Source organism: Glaciimonas sp. CA11.2, from assembly GCF_034314045.1.
Classification (GTDB): domain Bacteria; phylum Pseudomonadota; class Gammaproteobacteria; order Burkholderiales; family Burkholderiaceae_D; genus Glaciimonas.
In genome coordinates this window covers 270,670-288,168 of sequence record NZ_JAVIWL010000001.1, presented here as the reverse complement: position 1 = coordinate 288,168, position 17,499 = coordinate 270,670, and the positions used below count along the sequence as shown (strand labels likewise).

Annotated in this window: 13 protein-coding genes; 4 read left to right on the top strand and 9 right to left on the bottom strand. The window is 44.9% G+C overall.

Annotated elements, in window-relative coordinates:
• Window positions 1-99 precede the first annotated feature (99 nt).
• Complete coding sequence (locus tag RGU75_RS01180; protein ID WP_322232438.1) at window positions 100-1,155, bottom strand: adenosine deaminase; 1,056 nt, start codon at window positions 1,153-1,155, stop codon at window positions 100-102.
• Window positions 1,156-1,280: 125 nt separating this feature from the next.
• Between RGU75_RS01180 and RGU75_RS01175 the strand changes: the two genes are divergently transcribed.
• Window positions 1,281-1,763, top strand: a complete 483-nt coding sequence (locus tag RGU75_RS01175; RefSeq protein WP_322240143.1) for a GNAT family N-acetyltransferase — start codon at window positions 1,281-1,283, stop codon at window positions 1,761-1,763.
• A 556-nt stretch (window positions 1,764-2,319) separates the two neighbouring features.
• On the opposite strand, the gene RGU75_RS01170 is transcribed toward RGU75_RS01175, so the two are convergent.
• The 8 genes from RGU75_RS01170 to RGU75_RS01135 all read right to left on the bottom strand — a co-directional run bounded on the left by RGU75_RS01170 (window position 2,320) and on the right by RGU75_RS01135 (window position 11,528).
• Window positions 2,320-3,003, bottom strand: coding sequence for a response regulator transcription factor (locus RGU75_RS01170; protein WP_322232437.1), 684 nt, complete (start codon window positions 3,001-3,003; stop codon window positions 2,320-2,322).
• Window positions 3,004-3,252: 249 nt separating this feature from the next.
• Window positions 3,253-4,965 carry an OmpA family protein gene (locus tag RGU75_RS01165; RefSeq protein WP_322232436.1) on the bottom strand — a complete coding sequence of 571 codons (1,713 nt, stop codon included), beginning with the start codon at window positions 4,963-4,965 and terminating at the stop codon, window positions 3,253-3,255.
• A gap of 2 nt (window positions 4,966-4,967) precedes the next feature.
• Window positions 4,968-5,648 carry a DotU/TssL family secretion system protein gene (locus RGU75_RS01160; RefSeq protein ID WP_322232435.1) on the bottom strand — a complete coding sequence of 227 codons (681 nt, stop codon included), beginning with the start codon at window positions 5,646-5,648 and terminating at the stop codon, window positions 4,968-4,970.
• A gap of 401 nt (window positions 5,649-6,049) precedes the next feature.
• Window positions 6,050-7,162: an ImpA family type VI secretion system protein gene (locus tag RGU75_RS01155; RefSeq protein WP_322232434.1), complete on the bottom strand. Its 1,113-nt coding sequence runs from the start codon at window positions 7,160-7,162 to the stop codon at window positions 6,050-6,052.
• Window positions 7,146-8,246: a type VI secretion system baseplate subunit TssG gene (gene tssG / locus RGU75_RS01150; protein ID WP_322232433.1), complete on the bottom strand. Its 1,101-nt coding sequence runs from the start codon at window positions 8,244-8,246 to the stop codon at window positions 7,146-7,148. The genes RGU75_RS01155 and tssG overlap by 17 nt, the downstream gene beginning before the upstream one ends.
• Window positions 8,243-10,123, bottom strand: a complete 1,881-nt coding sequence (gene tssF / locus RGU75_RS01145) for a type VI secretion system baseplate subunit TssF (protein ID WP_322232432.1) — start codon at window positions 10,121-10,123, stop codon at window positions 8,243-8,245. The genes tssG and tssF overlap by 4 nt, the downstream gene beginning before the upstream one ends.
• A 101-nt stretch (window positions 10,124-10,224) precedes the next feature.
• On the bottom strand, window positions 10,225-10,731 hold the full coding sequence (gene tssE / locus RGU75_RS01140) for a type VI secretion system baseplate subunit TssE (protein ID WP_322232431.1): 507 nt from the start codon (window positions 10,729-10,731) through the stop codon (window positions 10,225-10,227).
• A gap of 119 nt (window positions 10,732-10,850) precedes the next feature.
• Window positions 10,851-11,528 carry a TagK domain-containing protein gene (locus tag RGU75_RS01135; protein WP_322232430.1) on the bottom strand — a complete coding sequence of 226 codons (678 nt, stop codon included), beginning with the start codon at window positions 11,526-11,528 and terminating at the stop codon, window positions 10,851-10,853.
• A gap of 675 nt (window positions 11,529-12,203) precedes the next feature.
• Between RGU75_RS01135 and tssH the strand changes: the two genes are divergently transcribed.
• The 3 genes from tssH (at window position 12,204) to tssC (ending at window position 17,430) form a co-directional block, all read left to right on the top strand.
• A complete protein-coding gene (gene tssH, locus RGU75_RS01130; RefSeq protein ID WP_322232429.1) occupies window positions 12,204-15,023 on the top strand; it encodes a type VI secretion system ATPase TssH in 2,820 nt (939 codons plus the stop codon).
• Window positions 15,024-15,337: 314 nt separating this feature from the next.
• Complete coding sequence (gene tssB / locus RGU75_RS01125; protein ID WP_322232428.1) at window positions 15,338-15,874, top strand: type VI secretion system contractile sheath small subunit; 537 nt, start codon at window positions 15,338-15,340, stop codon at window positions 15,872-15,874.
• 56 nt (window positions 15,875-15,930) lie between these two features.
• Window positions 15,931-17,430 (top strand): type VI secretion system contractile sheath large subunit, encoded by a 1,500-nt coding sequence (tssC, locus tag RGU75_RS01120; RefSeq protein WP_322232427.1) that lies wholly within the window; start codon window positions 15,931-15,933, stop codon window positions 17,428-17,430.
• Window positions 17,431-17,499: the final 69 nt, after the last annotated feature.

Below are 17,499 nucleotides of genomic sequence, written 5' to 3'. Positions count from 1 at the left end.
TAGCGCGAAGAGGTAGTCAGAGGAAGGTTTTCACTGCTCGTACAGGCGCTTATTTTCAACAAAGTGATCCTGTGGAGCAGTATGACTGTTGCGGGCGTGTTAATGCGACATACAGTACGCATCCAATTCCTGCAGTAAACGTTGTTTCTCTACCGCTGGCAAAAAGCTGGCCTCGAAGCTATTTCGGGTAAGTTCGACCAAATCCGTTCGGCCAAGCTGAAGCGACTCGGCAACTGCCAGATAATTAGCGTTCATGTAGCCGCCAAAATATGCAGGATCATCTGAGTTGATAGTTACGGCCAGACCGGCGTGTAGCAAGCGAGCGAGATTGTGTTCAGCCATGTCATTTACCACGCACAGCTTCAGGTTTGACAACGGACAGACTGTTAGCGGCGTGCGTTGTTTCGCGAGTCGTTCCATCAATGCTGGATCTTCTTCGCTGCGCACGCCATGGTCGATACGCTCAACGTGAAGAACATCCAGTGCGTCACGGACATATTCTGGTGGACCTTCTTCACCAGCATGAGCGACCAGGCGGAACCCAAGTTGCCCGCAGCGCGCAAATACCTTCTCAAATTTTTCTGGCGGATTGCCGCGCTCGGCAGAGTCAAGGCCAATGCCGATCCACAAATCAAGATATTGTTCACGCAACGGAAGCGCAGCTTCTAGCGTAGAAAATGCATCTTCTTCCGATAGATGGCGCAAAAACGACATGATCATCGCACTACTAAAACCATGCGCGTCACGCGCCTCACGTAAAGCGCGCGCAATGCCGGAGAAAACAACGTCAATTCCAATGCCGCGCTCGGTATGGGTCTGTGGATCGAAGAAAATTTCAGCATGGCGCACGTTATCAGCGCGGCAGCGATCAATGTAAGCCGCTGTCATTTCATAAAAATCTTGCTCCGTTTGGAGCACAGCCGCACCGGCATAATACAAGTCCAGAAATGACTGCAGATCGCTAAAAGCATAAGCGGCCTGTAATTCTTCAATAGTTGCGTACGCTAATGTAACTTGATTGCGTTGCGCTAACGCAAATAGCAATTCGGGCTCCAACGTGCCCTCGATATGTAAATGTAGTTCGGCTTTTGGTAAACCTTCGATAAACGATTTGAGATCGGCGCTGAGGGCTGGGATATGCTTGGAAATAGTCATGGTTGTCTTAAATGTGCAGTCTAGAATCAGATGATCCCATGATTCTACAGAATCACAGCAACTCAATGAGTGATGGTGGTAAATTACACGCAGACAACTTCAAACAAGACCATCTCATGACAGAAATAATTAAAATAGTAAAAGCCGATTTAAATAGCCTCCAGCACACGCATGCCATCATTGACTTGCTAAATGCATATGCATCGGGTCAGATGGGTGGAAATCATCCTCTTACCGATTACGTAAAAGAGAACTTGATCGGCGAATTCAAAAAAAGGAGCACTATTCAAATATTGCTCGCTTTTGTGGGAAGTCGGCCGGCCGGTCTGGCGATTTGTATAGAAGGTTTTTCAACGTTTTCTTGCCAGCCTCTATTAAATATTCATGATCTCGCGGTGGCGCATGCGTTTCAGGGGCGAGGTATTGGCCGGAAGTTGGTCGAGCACGTCGCGAATCTTGCAAAAGAACTGGGCTGCTGTAAAGTAACATTGGAAGTTTTAGATGGAAATACGCGTGCAAGCGATCTTTATAAATCCTGCGGCTTTGCAAACTATGCCTTGAGCCCTGAAATGGGTACAGCGATGTTTATGCAGCGGATGCTTTCGTAAATGGAGAGCCAACCTATTTCTATTTAACGATCGTCTGGTTCAGCGTACCAAGATGCGAGTTGATTTTATGTAGATTAGCAACCGTGAGCTTCAGATCGGCTTCATGTCCAATAGCGTTTATTGTTTAACGGGTTTGAACTTAATATTTATCTAGCATTAGCATGACCGCATCGTGTTCCCGTTCAAGTATATCCAAAGGTCTTTCTCTGTCCCCATCAAATTTGTCATGAGACGGTATTCAGTTTCTAGCAGTCGTGAATGATTTAGCCTCATCAATTTTAAACGTTGATGTGCGTCAAAAGCGCTTGGGAAATCTGGATATTATTAGGCCAGGAGCGAATTTTGTACGTTTCTGGACTTTTTATAACGCATTTCTGGCGAAGAAAAGGGCGCGCAGCGTAGAAATTTTGTTCGATCCTGCAAATGACGTAACAAGGTATCTATTACGATCATAATAAGATGCCTTGTCGTCAGAGTTCCCCAAATTCTATCTACATTTAAGTCAGCGTTGCCGATGCCACGCTGCTGACTTACCAGATCGATATTTCACGTCCGATTAATCTTGATGATCATCAAACCCATTCTCTGCAAAATAGCGCATAAGTTGAAGATCGGTATCCAGTTGTAATTTTTCCATAGCCGATCGCTTATGATGACTAATCGTTTTAATACTGCGATGGAGCTGTTGGGATATTTCAACAGCAGAGACGCCTCTTGAGAAAAAACGTAATATCTCAATCTCGCGTGGACTTAAACTGTTTCTGGGATCTCGATCTTCAACGGTGATCAACTGTCGCATCTTCATTAATTCTGCGCTACTTTTGCCTAAAAATATTTGCCCGTCGCATGCGTGATTGATCGCTTCCGCGATCTCTGCAATTTCACCTCCTTTATGCAGAATCGCGCTGACTCCCAATGTCAGTAAAGCATGATAGAGCGAGGTTTTTTTGGTTGCCGTCAGCACTACAACAGCCACGTTCGAGAATCGCTGCCGTATCTGCCGTATCATTTCCAGCCCATCGACTTCATTTCCCACTGGCATTGAAAGGTCGATCACTGCAACATTACAGTCCGCTTTGGCTAGCAGATCAAAGAGAGAACTAGGGCCAACGGCAAAACCTATTACAACCATATTTTTGCATTGCCGTACCAATGCATTAAGACCTGAAAGAGTGACGGGGTGATCATCTGCGATGACAACCCGAATTCTGTTTCCTAAAGAAAAGTTCGTATGATACATTTTTGCTCCATTTATAAATATTTATATATGGACTGAACTGTATAGCGCGCATCATTGTCTCGATACGAGAGAATTCTTGAAACGATGTCGTGTCATCTATTTTTTTCGAGAATAAACTTAGAAGACATTGAAAGTCTTAAGACTATTCATAATTTAGTGATTGAAAGTATCTTTTTTAAATCTTTGAGTGTTCTTTTTAATTTGATTTTTTCTTTTTCTTTGATTGGTAACTGGATATAAAAAACTGCATCAAGGTATTTTATTTTCAGTTTGTATTGGTTGTGGGATCAAAGTAATATCGACGCGGCGATTGCGTGATCGCTCCAATTCATCAATATTGTTGTTTAGCGGACGGGTATCGCCGTATCCCTGAATCGCAAATTGTGTGATCGGAAATGCAGACATTTCAATCAGCCAATTGCGTATCGCACGGGCACGGGCCTCAGACAGCAAGAGGTTTTGGTTGGGACTGCCGACGTTGTCGGTATGACCGGCGATTAGGACAATTTTTTTTGGATTTGCCTTTAACTGCGATAACGTCTGATTTAATAACGGCGCAGCTCCAGCTTTGAGGGTCGCTTTCCCCGTATCAAAAAGTAGTACTGAGTTGAAGGTAATCGTACTTAAGTCCATAGGGTGATAACTGGCTATGGCAACATCAATCAATGGCAGAAAAGACGTTCCGCGATAAAATCCCCAACGCATTCCGAACGGAATTCCGAATTGAGCATGCGCCTGTAATCTTGTGCGATCTTGTATCAAACTATGTAAGGAATTACGTTTTTTATCATGCATGATGTCTGGTATTTTTAGGTAAGTATTAAGATTACCCGCCAGACGTTGAATGAACTGATAGTTATTCCATGCGGATGCAGCGAACGCGATACACAAGGCCGCTATGGCTATCCATAACGCATGGCAGAAGTTGGTCCATAATGGAGAAATATTGTGCCCTTTGAGGTCTTTTTGGTTCGTGAGCAGCAATGGTAAAAAGTCGGGTAAAGGAAACGGTTCTGTACTCGCTTTGGCTGGTACCGTTGGTAAACCGGTTTTTGTAGTTAACCATCTTGACCATGCACCTGCACGTGATGGGGTTCGCTCGACATCTGCTAAAAATATACCTGCTGGCATGAGCGGCGTAGTATCTGTCAGCGAGGACAGCGTCGTTATCATCGTAGTGTCATTCAGCCATTGGATTAAAGCCAAGGCTAAAACGCTTCGTCTTGTATCGCAAGGAAGAGAGGAAGTGGGGATGCTCTCAAGTTGTTGGCGGATTAGATCAAGATTTTTTCGTAAATAGTATTTACCGCGCTGAAGTTTGCCGGGATGAGTTGTCTGGCTAATCCAGGTAGCGGTGGTGGATGCGTACAGACCATGATGGCCAATCAGCTTTGCGTATACCGCCACATAGCATGGCAGCGTATATTCAGGAATGGTCGTTTCCGCTTTTAATGTAACGCCTGTTTTTTCTCTCTCTATTGCACGTAAGGCGCACTGCCAATGAGAGAATTCGGTACGTAGTGCAGTTTCATCAATACTGTAGTCAGTTAGGAGAGGTAGTAACACAGCTTGAGGAAAACGCTGATGAATGGCATATGACGAAGCAATCACCACTTTTAATTGTGCGGGCGTTTCAGCATATAGCCAGACTGCATGTGCATCCTCCCTTATTTTTTCAGACGCGCCGTTACTTGAAAAGAGGGCCGATGCATGCGGTCCAATTACTACAATCACAGGCAATTTTGACGGGGGCGATAAATCTAAAGTATCTGTCAGCAATCCTGACCTGGAAGTTATTTTTGTTAATGATAGCGATGCACCGAGAACAACGGAAAGAATGAAAATCGCAATAATGCCAAGCCATTGGAATTGCGATGCGAGCATAAAGAAGAGTTGAATAATGCTGAAAATTAAGACTGTGGACCATATTAATAATGCGAAACGAGGGCGGGAGTAATACACGTTTAATCTTCCTTGGACATAATGGAATCCACCGGCTTTAACATCTGTAACCGATCAGCGCTTCGCGTTAATTGATAGGAAAAAGTACACCATAACGCTACGCCAAATACAATACCGAGCGTAGTCTTGCACAATAAGGAGAAAGCTGCAGCGCTTAAGAAATGGTTCCTTATCTTGGCTTTAGTAGTATCAGCGGACTGCACAGTCGAATGCGAATAACGACCAAGTAGTAAAATGAACCGCTGTCGTTCTGGCTCTTCTTCGCTAGCATAACGCCCCCTAAAACCTAGTCTGAGTGCTAAATCGTAAAGAGCGATTCGGTCCAACGAGGGGTTAGTCTGAAGCAGTAATTGATTGATGCGCTCAAAGATATTGTCACCAGCGTTATTACTACTAAAAAAATGACTCTTTAAAGATGCGCTTTGCCATTCTGATTTTTGGAAGTCGGACAAATAGCGAACCGTTACGTCGTCCAAAAGTCCGCATAGTGCGTAACTGGCCTCTTCTATGATTTCCTGATCGTAGTCGGCGTCGCGCATTTTATTACGCAGTTGTTCAATCAACCCAGCACAGCGCGATCGCAAAGTATCGCTTGAAAAAATCTCGGTCTGCTGTGCCAACACGCTTACCTGAAGCCAGATGTCAAGCAGCAAGACTTGAAACAATTGATGTGAACGTGACAAAGTTATCCTAACGGCGTGGGTCATTGTAGGTTATTGAAAATAGAATGGTTTCTTGCATGTGATCGGTGGCGTTAAACTTTGCCTTTTTTTGTGTGATTTGGACACGTCCATGAGAATAAGTAAAACCGGACCGATTTCGGATGTTTACTCAAACCTGTTAGTCAATATTTGACAAAAAGTAAATGACCGGATATCACGATGTCGGAATTTATTTTTACTTGTCTATCTGATCTATCAACTTATAGGTCAGTATTGAAAATACTATTATTCGTCAACTTCCTATTCAGAAGCCGAAAATTGATTTTCTTGGTGTTGATCAGTCACGCACGAAAAATTAATTTTGCATATGGTGAGTATTCATTTCAAGTTATTTTGTCGAACTAAATAATTTAAGCGAGGGATTAAATATCCGTCTCATCCCACTTTGCCAACAAATCAGATGGAATAATATCGACTAGCTCAGAAAATCTTTTCCCTACCATTCGCTCTCCTTGACGTAATAAAACAATCACGGGACTACTTGGCTCGTTTTCTTCAAACCAATTACGTACGTCTTGCAACTTTGCAAGAGCAGACCACCGGTCAGTGGTTGGCTGTAAAGCATTATCAATAAAGCTCCCACTATTATTAGCACTTCTAGTCACCGTACATGTTGGTGGCAACTGTCCGAGTTGATCAGGCCCTATCAAAGTGGAATCAGGTTGTGGACACTGTACTGATCCATGCGACAACAAAGTCGGCTGTTCGTCTTTAACCATCATTGCTTTTGGGGTGTTTGTTTGTTGCTGATTAATTACCCATCCAAACGGTTGTAGCAACGCGCGCAAGGGGTCAAGATTGGGGGCGGCATCACCAAGGGTGACGTTGATCTTCTCGATCAATTTTTCACCCAGTTGCATAGCATCTGCCAGCGCCAAAACATGTCTGTCGCGTTTGGCGGATAGCTCTTTTAGAATGCGGTTAATTGCCTCCGGCATTAACGCATTTTTGATACGCGGCATCGCAGATGATTTTTCAATATCGCGTAGTTGTAGTTGCACACCGGCGACTTTAGGCAGCGCAATATTGCGTAGATCAGATAACACGCCATTTTGCTCAGCCAGTGCAGCCAGTGCGTTGGCTCGCATGACCGGATCGCGCTGATCCTCAAAAGTAAATGAAGGATGAATTTGCTCTGAATAACATTCCAACATAGACTTTAGCAGTGCTAGGCCATCCCTTAATCCTTCTGCGCCGTCAAGATTGATTCGACTTCGCATCAATAGGATGATCAGGCGTATGTCCTTGGTGCGTAAAAGAAGGGCGTGCGTATTTCGCTCGACGTCGGACCAGTTGATCGGGTCTGGAGTGCCGACGAAGTCGCCGAACTGCGCATCCGATTTTGTCGCTGTCGCGTTTTGGAGTAAGAAAAATGTAGGATCGTATTCCAAATTAGGACCGCAAGGCTGGTCAACGCAAATTGGCGCTAATAGTTCTCCATAACGAATAAGAGATGTGTCATTGCCTGGATTCATGTTTAGTCTTCTGAGTTCGAATATTGTATTGTTCAGGCTCAAACACCATCCCCGTAATAGGCTGGTGATCTTGAGACTTACCAAGCCAAGTGGAATAGCCTAATTTATGGACCGTATCGGCGCATGCAGAAGGTGCTTGATTTTTCTTTATTAATAGTTTTACATCCCAGGCATACTCATAGCCGATAAAGGCACGTACCCATTCGATAAGTGCCTGTAAATCGTTGCCTTGTGGCGTGAATCGTAAATATTGATCAAGTTCAAGCGGACCCAGGACTAAACGAAATTTGTGTTGACTATCAGCAATCGTGGTACCGAGCAGAGCGCCTTCGCCAAGGACTGAGGGCGTTCCAGGATGGCCTAATCGGCTGTAGTCAGACGTGGGAATGTCTATCCAATGCGGGATAAACTCTTGGATCAATACCGGCACGCCAAAATAATAGGAGAGTGTTGCCGAGATTCCATCGGGATTGCGCGCTTCGCGGACCAAATGGGCGACGCTCGCCAGCCTTGCATGCACCGGAAGACAGGAGTCTTCAGCTTCCTTTGGATCAATTCCCCCCAAGCTTCCAACATAAAGGGAGAAGGTTTCCTCGCCCCGACGATCAAGTGATGCAGTGGCTTGAGAGGATGCCCAGGCCCGATAGAATTGCGAAAGTGCCCGGTGATGAAATAGGTCGGCGAAGCGCATCAAAGTGTCGTCATGATGGCCAACAATTCGCGTGTAGGCGAGCTCGGTCAGATGGAGCGGTAGTGGCCCTTGTGCACCCCATATACCAAGGCCATATAAGCGGATACCAAGTCGGCCATGACGAACCTGAATGGATGCAATTTCACGGGGCGCAAAGATCATTGTTGGCTGCTGGCCAAGGCGATACAACTCTTCGTCAGGAAGGTGGGCGGTCCCTGGTAAAGGCGCCATAGGGTCACGGGCAGCAACAGCTCGCAACAAACTCAGAAAGCCTGATTTCCACGGGGTTGCTTCATTGAACCACGCTTTTAATGTTTCCAGCGGTAATGGTGTGACGCTATCGCTTGACGACGAATTTTTCGTCTCGCTATACTCTTTTATTGGGAACGTCATACGTTGCCTCGTCCGCCCATACGCTCCGGCCATCTTGTAATCAGCCCCCTTTGAAGAGAGTGCAGTTCGGTTTCAGTGAACACATTGATAGCGACATGACGGGCCAGATAGTGTTCCAGGATCAATCCGAGAAGGTACGGACTGATACCCGAAAATCCGGTTTCATCGACAGTCAAGCTGCAACTTACTCCGCGACCGTAAACGAGTAATCCATTTCCCGGGAGGCGCCGCACTACCGGTTCGGTCTTGGTGCTGATTAAGCTATCAATTTGAACATTTTGTTCGCGTTCTCCCGAGGCAACGAAGAGGCGCAACATATTACGCATTGCTTGTCCACCATCGGCATGATCGAGGTCTGAAAGTGGCATGTAGTTAAAACTTAGCTGGCGAATCAACCGCCATGCAGTTTCTCCTTGGGCGAATGGTGCGCGCGGTGCACTGGGTGGGAAAATCAGACTAACGCCATCTACCGGAATAGATTCGGCCATATTCAGCTCGTTAATACCATTTTTGGATATAAGGAGAGGTAAATCCCGATTGGTTACAAGTGCGTCCACAGATAAATACTTTATATCATTCGAGTAAGGCGCCTCAGCCTGATCAACCAACGACACGAAAACTTCGGTGCCGATATAGGATGTGCCAGCTTTTTGCTTACGTGTATTGACTGACGTCAGCCGTTGTTCGCGCCGGATCGAGAAATAGCGACCGTTGTTACCGGCGTCGCTGTGCAATGTTTGATAGAGAGGATTAAAGGTAATCTCGTTGGCGTCCTGTCCTTGTTGTCCCAGCACCCGCGATGCCGAAAATACCTCGTAGTCTAGCGGTTTACTACGGTCGGGTATCAAATGAAAATCGGTTAAGCCGCGATCGACTTCTATGCGATCAGAACGCTTTGGAAATAGATTGACGATGGGTGTGCAAAATAACTGGAAACGTGATGCCTCAACGTGGGTCGCTAATGCGAGAGGTAGCCGATCCAATAAAATGACAATTTCAGCTTCACGACCGTGAATTTGAGCGAGGCCGGGAGCGAGTTGGGTTGCTGCAAAAAAATAGAATCGACTACGACAGGCAAAATATTCATGGAGAAGATTATGGCCATGAAAAGTATTCCACGGTAGTGGAAGTAATCCTTGATCTGGACGTAAACCCTCAAATTCGACGGCACCTTTATTTACTATATGGCCCTCGCCATGTGCCGCGCCATATTGACGTATTACCGATGCGATGGTTCCAGCATGCACCATTTCAAATAAATGCGAAGCAATACGTTCGTCTCCATTAATGAATATTGGTAATCGATCCAATTCTTTTAGTTCGGAAAAATTGACCTCGCCCGTGGTACGTAATTTTATGCGAAGCGCCCCTCGCAAACGTACGTTGGAAACCAAATGACGTTCTACATCCGGAATATCCGGAGGGACTGCTGCTAGTTTGGCTTCTATAATTTCGATTGGCCAGAGCGTGACATCCTGTCCACTGCGAAATTCACAAGCGGTTTTTTCTCCCGCTGGAATAGCGGCTGTAAGAGCGCTGTGACGAGGGACCTTAAACCCACTGGTAAAGTCTCCTTCCTTGAGGCTTGGCCGCAGACGTGCTACAGACATAGATGGAGTTGGCGCGACATAGTTGGGATAAACAACCTCCAGAAGGCGCTGCGTAAAGCGTGGAAATTCAGCGTCCAGCTTTAACTGCGTGCGTGCAGATAAAAAGCAAAACGATTCGATTAATCGCTCCACATAAGGATCTGCTACCTCAATGCCTTGCATTCCCAGTCGGCTTGCGATCTTTGGATGTTGCGCTGAAAATTCACATGCCATCTCTCGCATGTAAGTTAATTCACGACTATAGTACTCAAGAAATTTGGGGTCCATTAAAGCTCTCAGGCGTAACGCCTTCTGGGTTGATATATGTGTGTCGAACGCGTCACAAACGAATTCGACATTTTTTTTACGGACAAGTAGCCATGCAGATTTTAGATTTGTAGAAAATTTACTTTAGCGGTCTCGAGATCAAATGCGCTCTGAATACGAAACTCAAGAGGATACGGAGACCAATGAATCAATGCATTTAATTCAAAGAACAATATGTTGTAATGATTGGAATTCGCATTGTCGGTTAGCGGCCTGAGGGAAAGCGAATCTGGTAGTAGACGCGGCTCAAAATCGACAATCGCTTTACGTATCATTCTTTCTACTTTAATCCAATTGCGATCTGCGATGTATTCGCCTGATAGGGCAGGGATGCCATAATTCATCACCGAACTCGCTACGGCGGAGAGCGTTTTCTCATCGATCGCATTACTAAGATTGGTGGTGTTAAGCAATAGCGTGAGATCTCGCTTAATAACGCTACGCATGGCCTGTGTCCCAAATAAGTATTTATGGGGAGGCTCCGTATGGATGTTCGGAGCATCATCTTGCAGGCGATCAATCAACGTTGGAAGATACGTACTTGCATGCAGTTTATCTGCTTGGCTCATGGGCGATTTCTTTCCACGTTTTAATCCGTATTTTGAAAATTTTTTTTAAAATAAAAATTCCTTGCTGTCGATATTTTTTGTATTGCCAGGAGTTCTTTTCGTCGTAGCATGCATCATGCTTAATCCTTTTTTTTGTCCAATGTCGTTCCCAAAATAGGTAAATAACTATCAAGACTAATCATGTGATGTTCGCGCTGGGTTAATAGCCCCGTTTTTCGATCAGGAAGGATTGCTGTGTCACCTGGAGCAAGCAGGCGAAGTATTTCTTGTGGTTCAACCTCGGCAAATAAAGCTTCAGTATTGAATTGATCCAGGTCTGAGAGAATTGTATTAATCGCCAAATCTTCTCCCAGCAGATCTTGCAGCAATGAGCCGTCTAAAAAGTCTGGTGAACTGTCTAAAAAAGGGTCCACCGGAGCTAAACTACGACTTGGCACTCCGTGGATTGCGAGGTCAAATGTATTATCGGTTTCATGCCCTAACAATGCACGCCCATATTCCGCTGCTAAAGATGCTAAAAGATCATCTGGATTCCCGAGGCCGGTTTGCGAAAGAATAGCTGCAGCAGCACCTTCCTTGTTTATCATCCAGCCTGGAGTTCTTAGCGTTGAATGAAACGACGGCCTTTGTTTTAACTCTAGATTTGAACCGTTCGAGACAATCAAATCGCTGAAACTTTGATCGTCGATTACAGTCGTATTTAATACAAGTGCGAAGTCTTCTTCGTTGCGTAGAGCGTCTACATAATCATTTTTAGTATCAAAATTATCGGATGATTTTTCAGTTTTTATCAGCATCTAATACGGTCTTTCAATAGTAAGTTTTACGCTATCAATCTCATTTTTCTTCAGACAGAGATCGTCATGCGCTACGAGTGCTAATTTTTTTAGTCGGATAGTCGGCCACTTAGCAAAGTGATCCGTCATCAAACAATTTAATGCCCGAAAATTTGATTGATACTCGCTTCACTAAACCCTCTCTCAAATAGTGTTTGCAACATGTGATAGCCCGCGTGTTGCAATCTTCAAGCCAGCTCAATGTGTCGACACAACATGTGATTGCAAGAATAAATAAATATCAATCACATTTCAGTCGAATTTTTTCCAAAAAGATATTCGTTCAAAGTTGCTTTCCGCAATTATGACTAATTTATCGTTATTTATATGTAAGAAGATTCTGAAAATTCAGAATTATTTTTTATATTTCATAAAATATATGAAGAAAAAATATAAAAAAATTTAATTATAAAGAGTGATTTTCATAGGTAAAAAATAGTGTTCAACGGCGCACAAAAATTAAGTATTTCGTAAATATTTTCTGTTCATCAAATTAAAGAACTAGAATTTTCTTAGCTCAAAAAGTATCAGCATGTGTGTACTATGCTCGAACTTGAATACGTCAAACCATAGCGCCGCTAAAGTTGATGACGTAAATTTTTTTCTTCAAATCTCATTTATACAATACAAAAATATATGACTTTATCTCGTCAATTATTGTTCGGAAAACTTGATCTAACGCTTTTCAAAAGCATTGAAAGTGCAACCACTTTTTGCAAGCTTCGTGGTAATCCATACGTAGAAATTGCACACTGGCTATGCCATATTGTTAAAGCTAAAGATTCGGATTTAAGACGGATTGTTAAACATTTTCAAATCGATGCGGATTGCTTGGAAATCGGATTGGAAAAGGCGTTGAGTCATCTTCCTACCGATGCTAGTTCAATAATTGATTTTTCACATCACATAGAGTTGGTGATTGAGCGAGCCTGGATTCATGCGTCATTAGAGTTCGAAGAAAGAAAGATACGTAGTAGTCATCTCCTGGTGGCATTGTTATCTACACCCGAGCTGCGTAGGGTGTTAACGGGCATTTTTATTGGATTCAAAAATATTCCAATTCAGGAGCTGATTGACATGCTTCCTGTCATTACCCAAGGATCAATTGAAGAAGGGGAAACTTCGTTCGATGGCGGCGGATTTCCTTGCGCGTTACCGGGTGAAGTCAACAACGCAATGGTCCAGCGAATACCCACGCAAAATAGTTTGGCGCTTTACTGTACGGATTTGACTCAGCAGGCGCGTGAAGGAAAAATTGATCCGGTGATTGGACGTGAGCATGAAATCCGTACCATCATCGATATCTTATTAAGACGGAGGCAGAACAATCCTCTTCTGACTGGCGATGCCGGGGTCGGAAAAACCGCAGTGGTTGAAGGTTTTGCGCTTGCCATATCGAGAGGGGAAGTGCCGCCGTCCCTTGCTGACACAAGATTATTATCACTTGATGTTGCGGCATTATTAGCTGGTGCGAGCATGAAGGGTGAATTCGAATTAAGGTTGAAAGGCGTGTTGGAAGAGGTGATCGTTGCCACGTCTCCGGTGATCTTGTTTATTGACGAAATTCATACACTTGTTGGCGCTGGCGGCACTGCGGGTACCGGCGATGCTGCCAACCTATTGAAGCCATCGCTCGCACGCGGGATTTTACGCACTATCGGTGCCACTACATGGAGTGAGTATAAGCGTCACATTGAGAAGGACCCAGCGCTAGCGCGTCGTTTTCAGGTAGTACAAATTCCGGAGCCGGCGATAGCGAGCGCCATAACGATGTTGCGAGGCTTGGTGAGTACATTGGAAAAACATCACGGCGTCTGGATATTGGATGAGGCGATTCTGGCGGCCGTTAATCTTTCGCATCGTTACATTCCCGCTAGCCAATTACCCGACAAGGCAATTAGACTGCTAGACACTGCTTGCGCGCGCGTTGCGATCACCTTTCATGCTCCACCAGCAGCCCTGCAGATGTTGCGCTTCCAATTGCTTGCGGCTGAGATTGAAGCCGGTATGCTAAAAAAAGAACAAAGTCTTGGTAGGCCGAATCAAGAAAAAATCGCGAAATTACACATAAAAATAGTTAAGCTTCAGCAGGACGCCAAAACGCAAGAATTCCGTTGGGAAGCCGAAAAAGCGTTAACAGAACGTCTGCTCCTGATACGCCAGAAGTTAGCCGGAAGCACTTTAACTCAAGAAGTTAAGTCAAATCCGGATATTGTCGAGTCCCTACCAAAAGCGTCGATAGGTTCGATAAAGGAAAAAATATCCGTATCCACACTTGCAGGAGTGCAGGAACTTTCAGAAGCGAGATGGCCGATTCATGGATTCGACGCTGCCGTTAAGACGGACGAACCGTCGGATCAGCCAGAAGAGGCGGACCTTCAAGAGGCATTGCGTAAATTGGAAGCTGAACTAAGAGAGCTTCAACAAGATACGCCGATGGTCCATTCTGAGGTTAATGCGTCAGTAATTGCTTCTATCGTTGCTGATTGGACGGGTATTCCAGTTGGGCGAATGTTGCAAGATAAGATTGATGCCGTATTGAAGTTGCCTGATCAATTGGCGCAGCGGGTGATTGGTCAGTCTGCAGCCTTGGCGTTAATCAGCGAACGGCTCCAGACCGCAAGCGCTGGCATGAGCGACCCAGGAAAACCAATTGGTGTGTTTTTGTTGGTGGGACCATCGGGTGTTGGGAAAACTGAGACCGCGTTTGCCATCTCGGAGATGCTCTATGGAGGCGAGCAGAATCTAATTACGATCAATATGAGTGAATATCAGGAGGCGCACACGGTCTCGTCGTTAAAAGGGGCACCTCCAGGATACGTGGGTTACGGTGATGGGGGAGTGTTAACTGAAGCGGTCCGTCGACGGCCATACAGCGTTGTCTTACTCGATGAAATAGAGAAAGCGCATCCAGACGTGCATGAAGTTTTTTATCAAGTTTTTGACAAGGGTTGGATGGAGGACGGCGAAGGTCGTGTCATCGACTTTAGAAACACCGTGCTGCTACTTACCAGCAACGTCGGTGGCGAATTGCTTTCCAATGTATGCGAAAACTTGGATCAACTTCCTGAAGTTCAGGATTTGCTGGATGCTTTGCAGCCGGAGTTGTTAAGTATTTTTCCATCTGCATTTATCGGCCGTGTTTGTATCGTTCCTTATCTTCCGTTAATGGACGACAGCATTGCTCATATTGTGAGTCTGCAACTAGATCGTGTTTGCGCTCGTATGAAACGAACTCATCAGATTACGTTGGAATATAGTTCGCAAGTGGTGAGCTATATTGTCGCTCACTGCCCCACTGAAGAAACCGGCGCTCGTACGTTGATTAGTTTTATTGAGCAAAAAATTTTACCTGGTATCAGTCGATATTGGTTGGATATGCAAGGCAAAGGTCTGCCAATAAAGCGGCTTCGAATCGATATGGAGTCGGGGAAAATTGTCTATCATCCGGAATGATTAGGACTATCAAGCTTGGCTTTTTTACAGACTCGATTTCTCTGAAATAGCTTGATTGACTCCCTATATACCAATGCCTTTTACAGTGCAATCCTGGCGCAGGAATTTTTCTCGCGCTAGCCGGATAGCGCGCTAAATTCATGTTAACTATTTTTTATATTAATTAGTTCGTATGGCGCAACAGAAAGTAATCGAATTAATCGAATTAATCGAATTAATCGAATTAATCGAATCAAGCAGATTTTTTCATTACTAATTCCAGAAATTTTACGAGTAACACGTTTATTTATTTATCAACGTCATTTAAAGGTCCTATGTCTGAATCTAATAGTTCGCAGAAATTTATGGCACGTAATCGTGCCCCTCGAGTACAAATTGAATATGACGTCGAAATTTATGGTTCGGAAAAAAAAGTTGAACTTCCCTTTGTGATGGGCGTTGTCGCCGACTTATCTGGGATGCCAATTGACGCCTTGCCACCAATTGGCGATCGAAAATTTTTTAGTATTGATACGGATAATTTCGATGAACGTATGAAAGCGATGAACCCGCGTGTGGCATTTTCAGTACCTAATACCCTTACCGGTAATGGCCAACTCCTGGTGGATATGACATTCGAAAATATGGAAGATTTTTCTCCTGCAGCCATCGCCAGAAAGGTTTCGGCGTTGTCACAGCTTTTAGAAGCCAGGACCCAACTAGCAAACCTACAGACATACATGGATGGAAAGGCCGGCGCAGAAAGTCTTGTCACTAGTGTGCTGAAGGATCCTGCATTACTCAACATATTGGCAAATGCCCCAAAACCGGAATCCCAGAAAGCATCTCCAAAGACGCCAGATTCCAAATAGCAACAAAGTTATTCGGCCGCCAAATTGTAGTGATTAATTAATTCAAAGAGGAAAATATGGCTGTACGTGAAACGTTAGCTCGACCTGCAGTGGATGCTGCAGTGTCGCAATCTGATTTCAGTGCCTTACTGTCACGAGAGTTCAAACCAAAAACCGAGCAGGCGCGTGAGGCGGTAGAGAGTGCCGTCAAAACACTCGCCGAGCAAGCGCTCGCAAATGCGATCACGATAGGCGATGATGCTTACAAAAACATTCAGACAATCATTGCAGAAATTGACCATAAACTATCGGAGCAAATCAATCTGATTTTGCATCATGTTAAATTTCAACAGGTCGAAAGTGCATGGAGAGGTTTGCATCATTTGGTCACCAATACCGAAACAGATGAGAATCTAAAAATTCGATTCATGGATGTTTCGAAGGACGAATTACGGCGTACCATGACACGTTATAAAGGCGTGGCATGGGATCAAAGTCCTTTCTTCAAGCAGATTTACGAAGAAGAATATGGGCAACTTGGCGGTGAGCCATATGGTTGTCTCGTTGCCGATTATTACTTTGATCATACGCCGGCGGATGTCGATCTCTTAGCCTCTGTTGCCAAGGTCGCCGCTGCATCACATTCGCCATTTATTAAAGGGGCGTCGCCGTCTGTGCTGCAAATGGATTCCTGGCAAGAGCTGGCTAACCCGCGCGATCTGACGAAGATATTTACTCAGAATCTGGAATATGCATCCTGGAATGCGTTGCGTAATTCAGAAGATGCGCGCTATATCGGGATGACTATGCCGCGGTTTTTAGCGCGTCTGCCATACGGTATTAATACCAATCCGGTGGACGAATTCGATTTTGAAGAAACCACAGATGGCGCTGATCACCTGAAATATGTTTGGGCAAATGCGGCCTATGCAATGGCAGTGAACATTAATCGTTCATTCAAGCGTTATGGCTGGTGCACATTAATTCGTGGCGTTGAAAGCGGTGGCGTTGTAGAAAATTTGCCCTGCCATACCTTTCCTACCGATGATGGCGGAGTCGACATTAAGTGCCCTACCGAAATTGCGATTTCGGATCGTCGTGAAGCGGAACTGGCAAAAAATGGCTTCATTCCATTGATCCATCGAAAGAATACAGATTATGCAGCCTTTATCGGGGCGCAATCACTCCAAAAAGCTGTTGAGTATCATGATGCCGATGCTACCGCGAACGCGAATCTTTCGGCGCGTCTTCCATATTTGTTTGCTTGCTCTCGCTTCGCTCACTATCTTAAGTGCATCGTTCGGGACAAAATTGGTTCGTTCAAAGAGCGTGAAGAAATGCAGCAATGGTTGAACGGGTGGGTAATGAATTATGTTGACGCAGATCCTGCCAACTCGTCTCAAGAAACCAAGGCCCGCCGTCCATTAGCGGCCGCCGAAGTGGTTGTAGAAGATGTCGAGGGCAACCCTGGTTACTACCAAGCTAAATTTTTCTTGAGGCCGCACTTTCAGTTAGAGGGTTTGACGGTTTCTCTACGCCTGGTGGCAAAGTTACCTTTAATTAAGGAGGCGCCATAACCAACTCAGGATACATGGCGTGGATTTCCATATATATAAGGGCCTCATGACGAATTTGGTTTGAACATA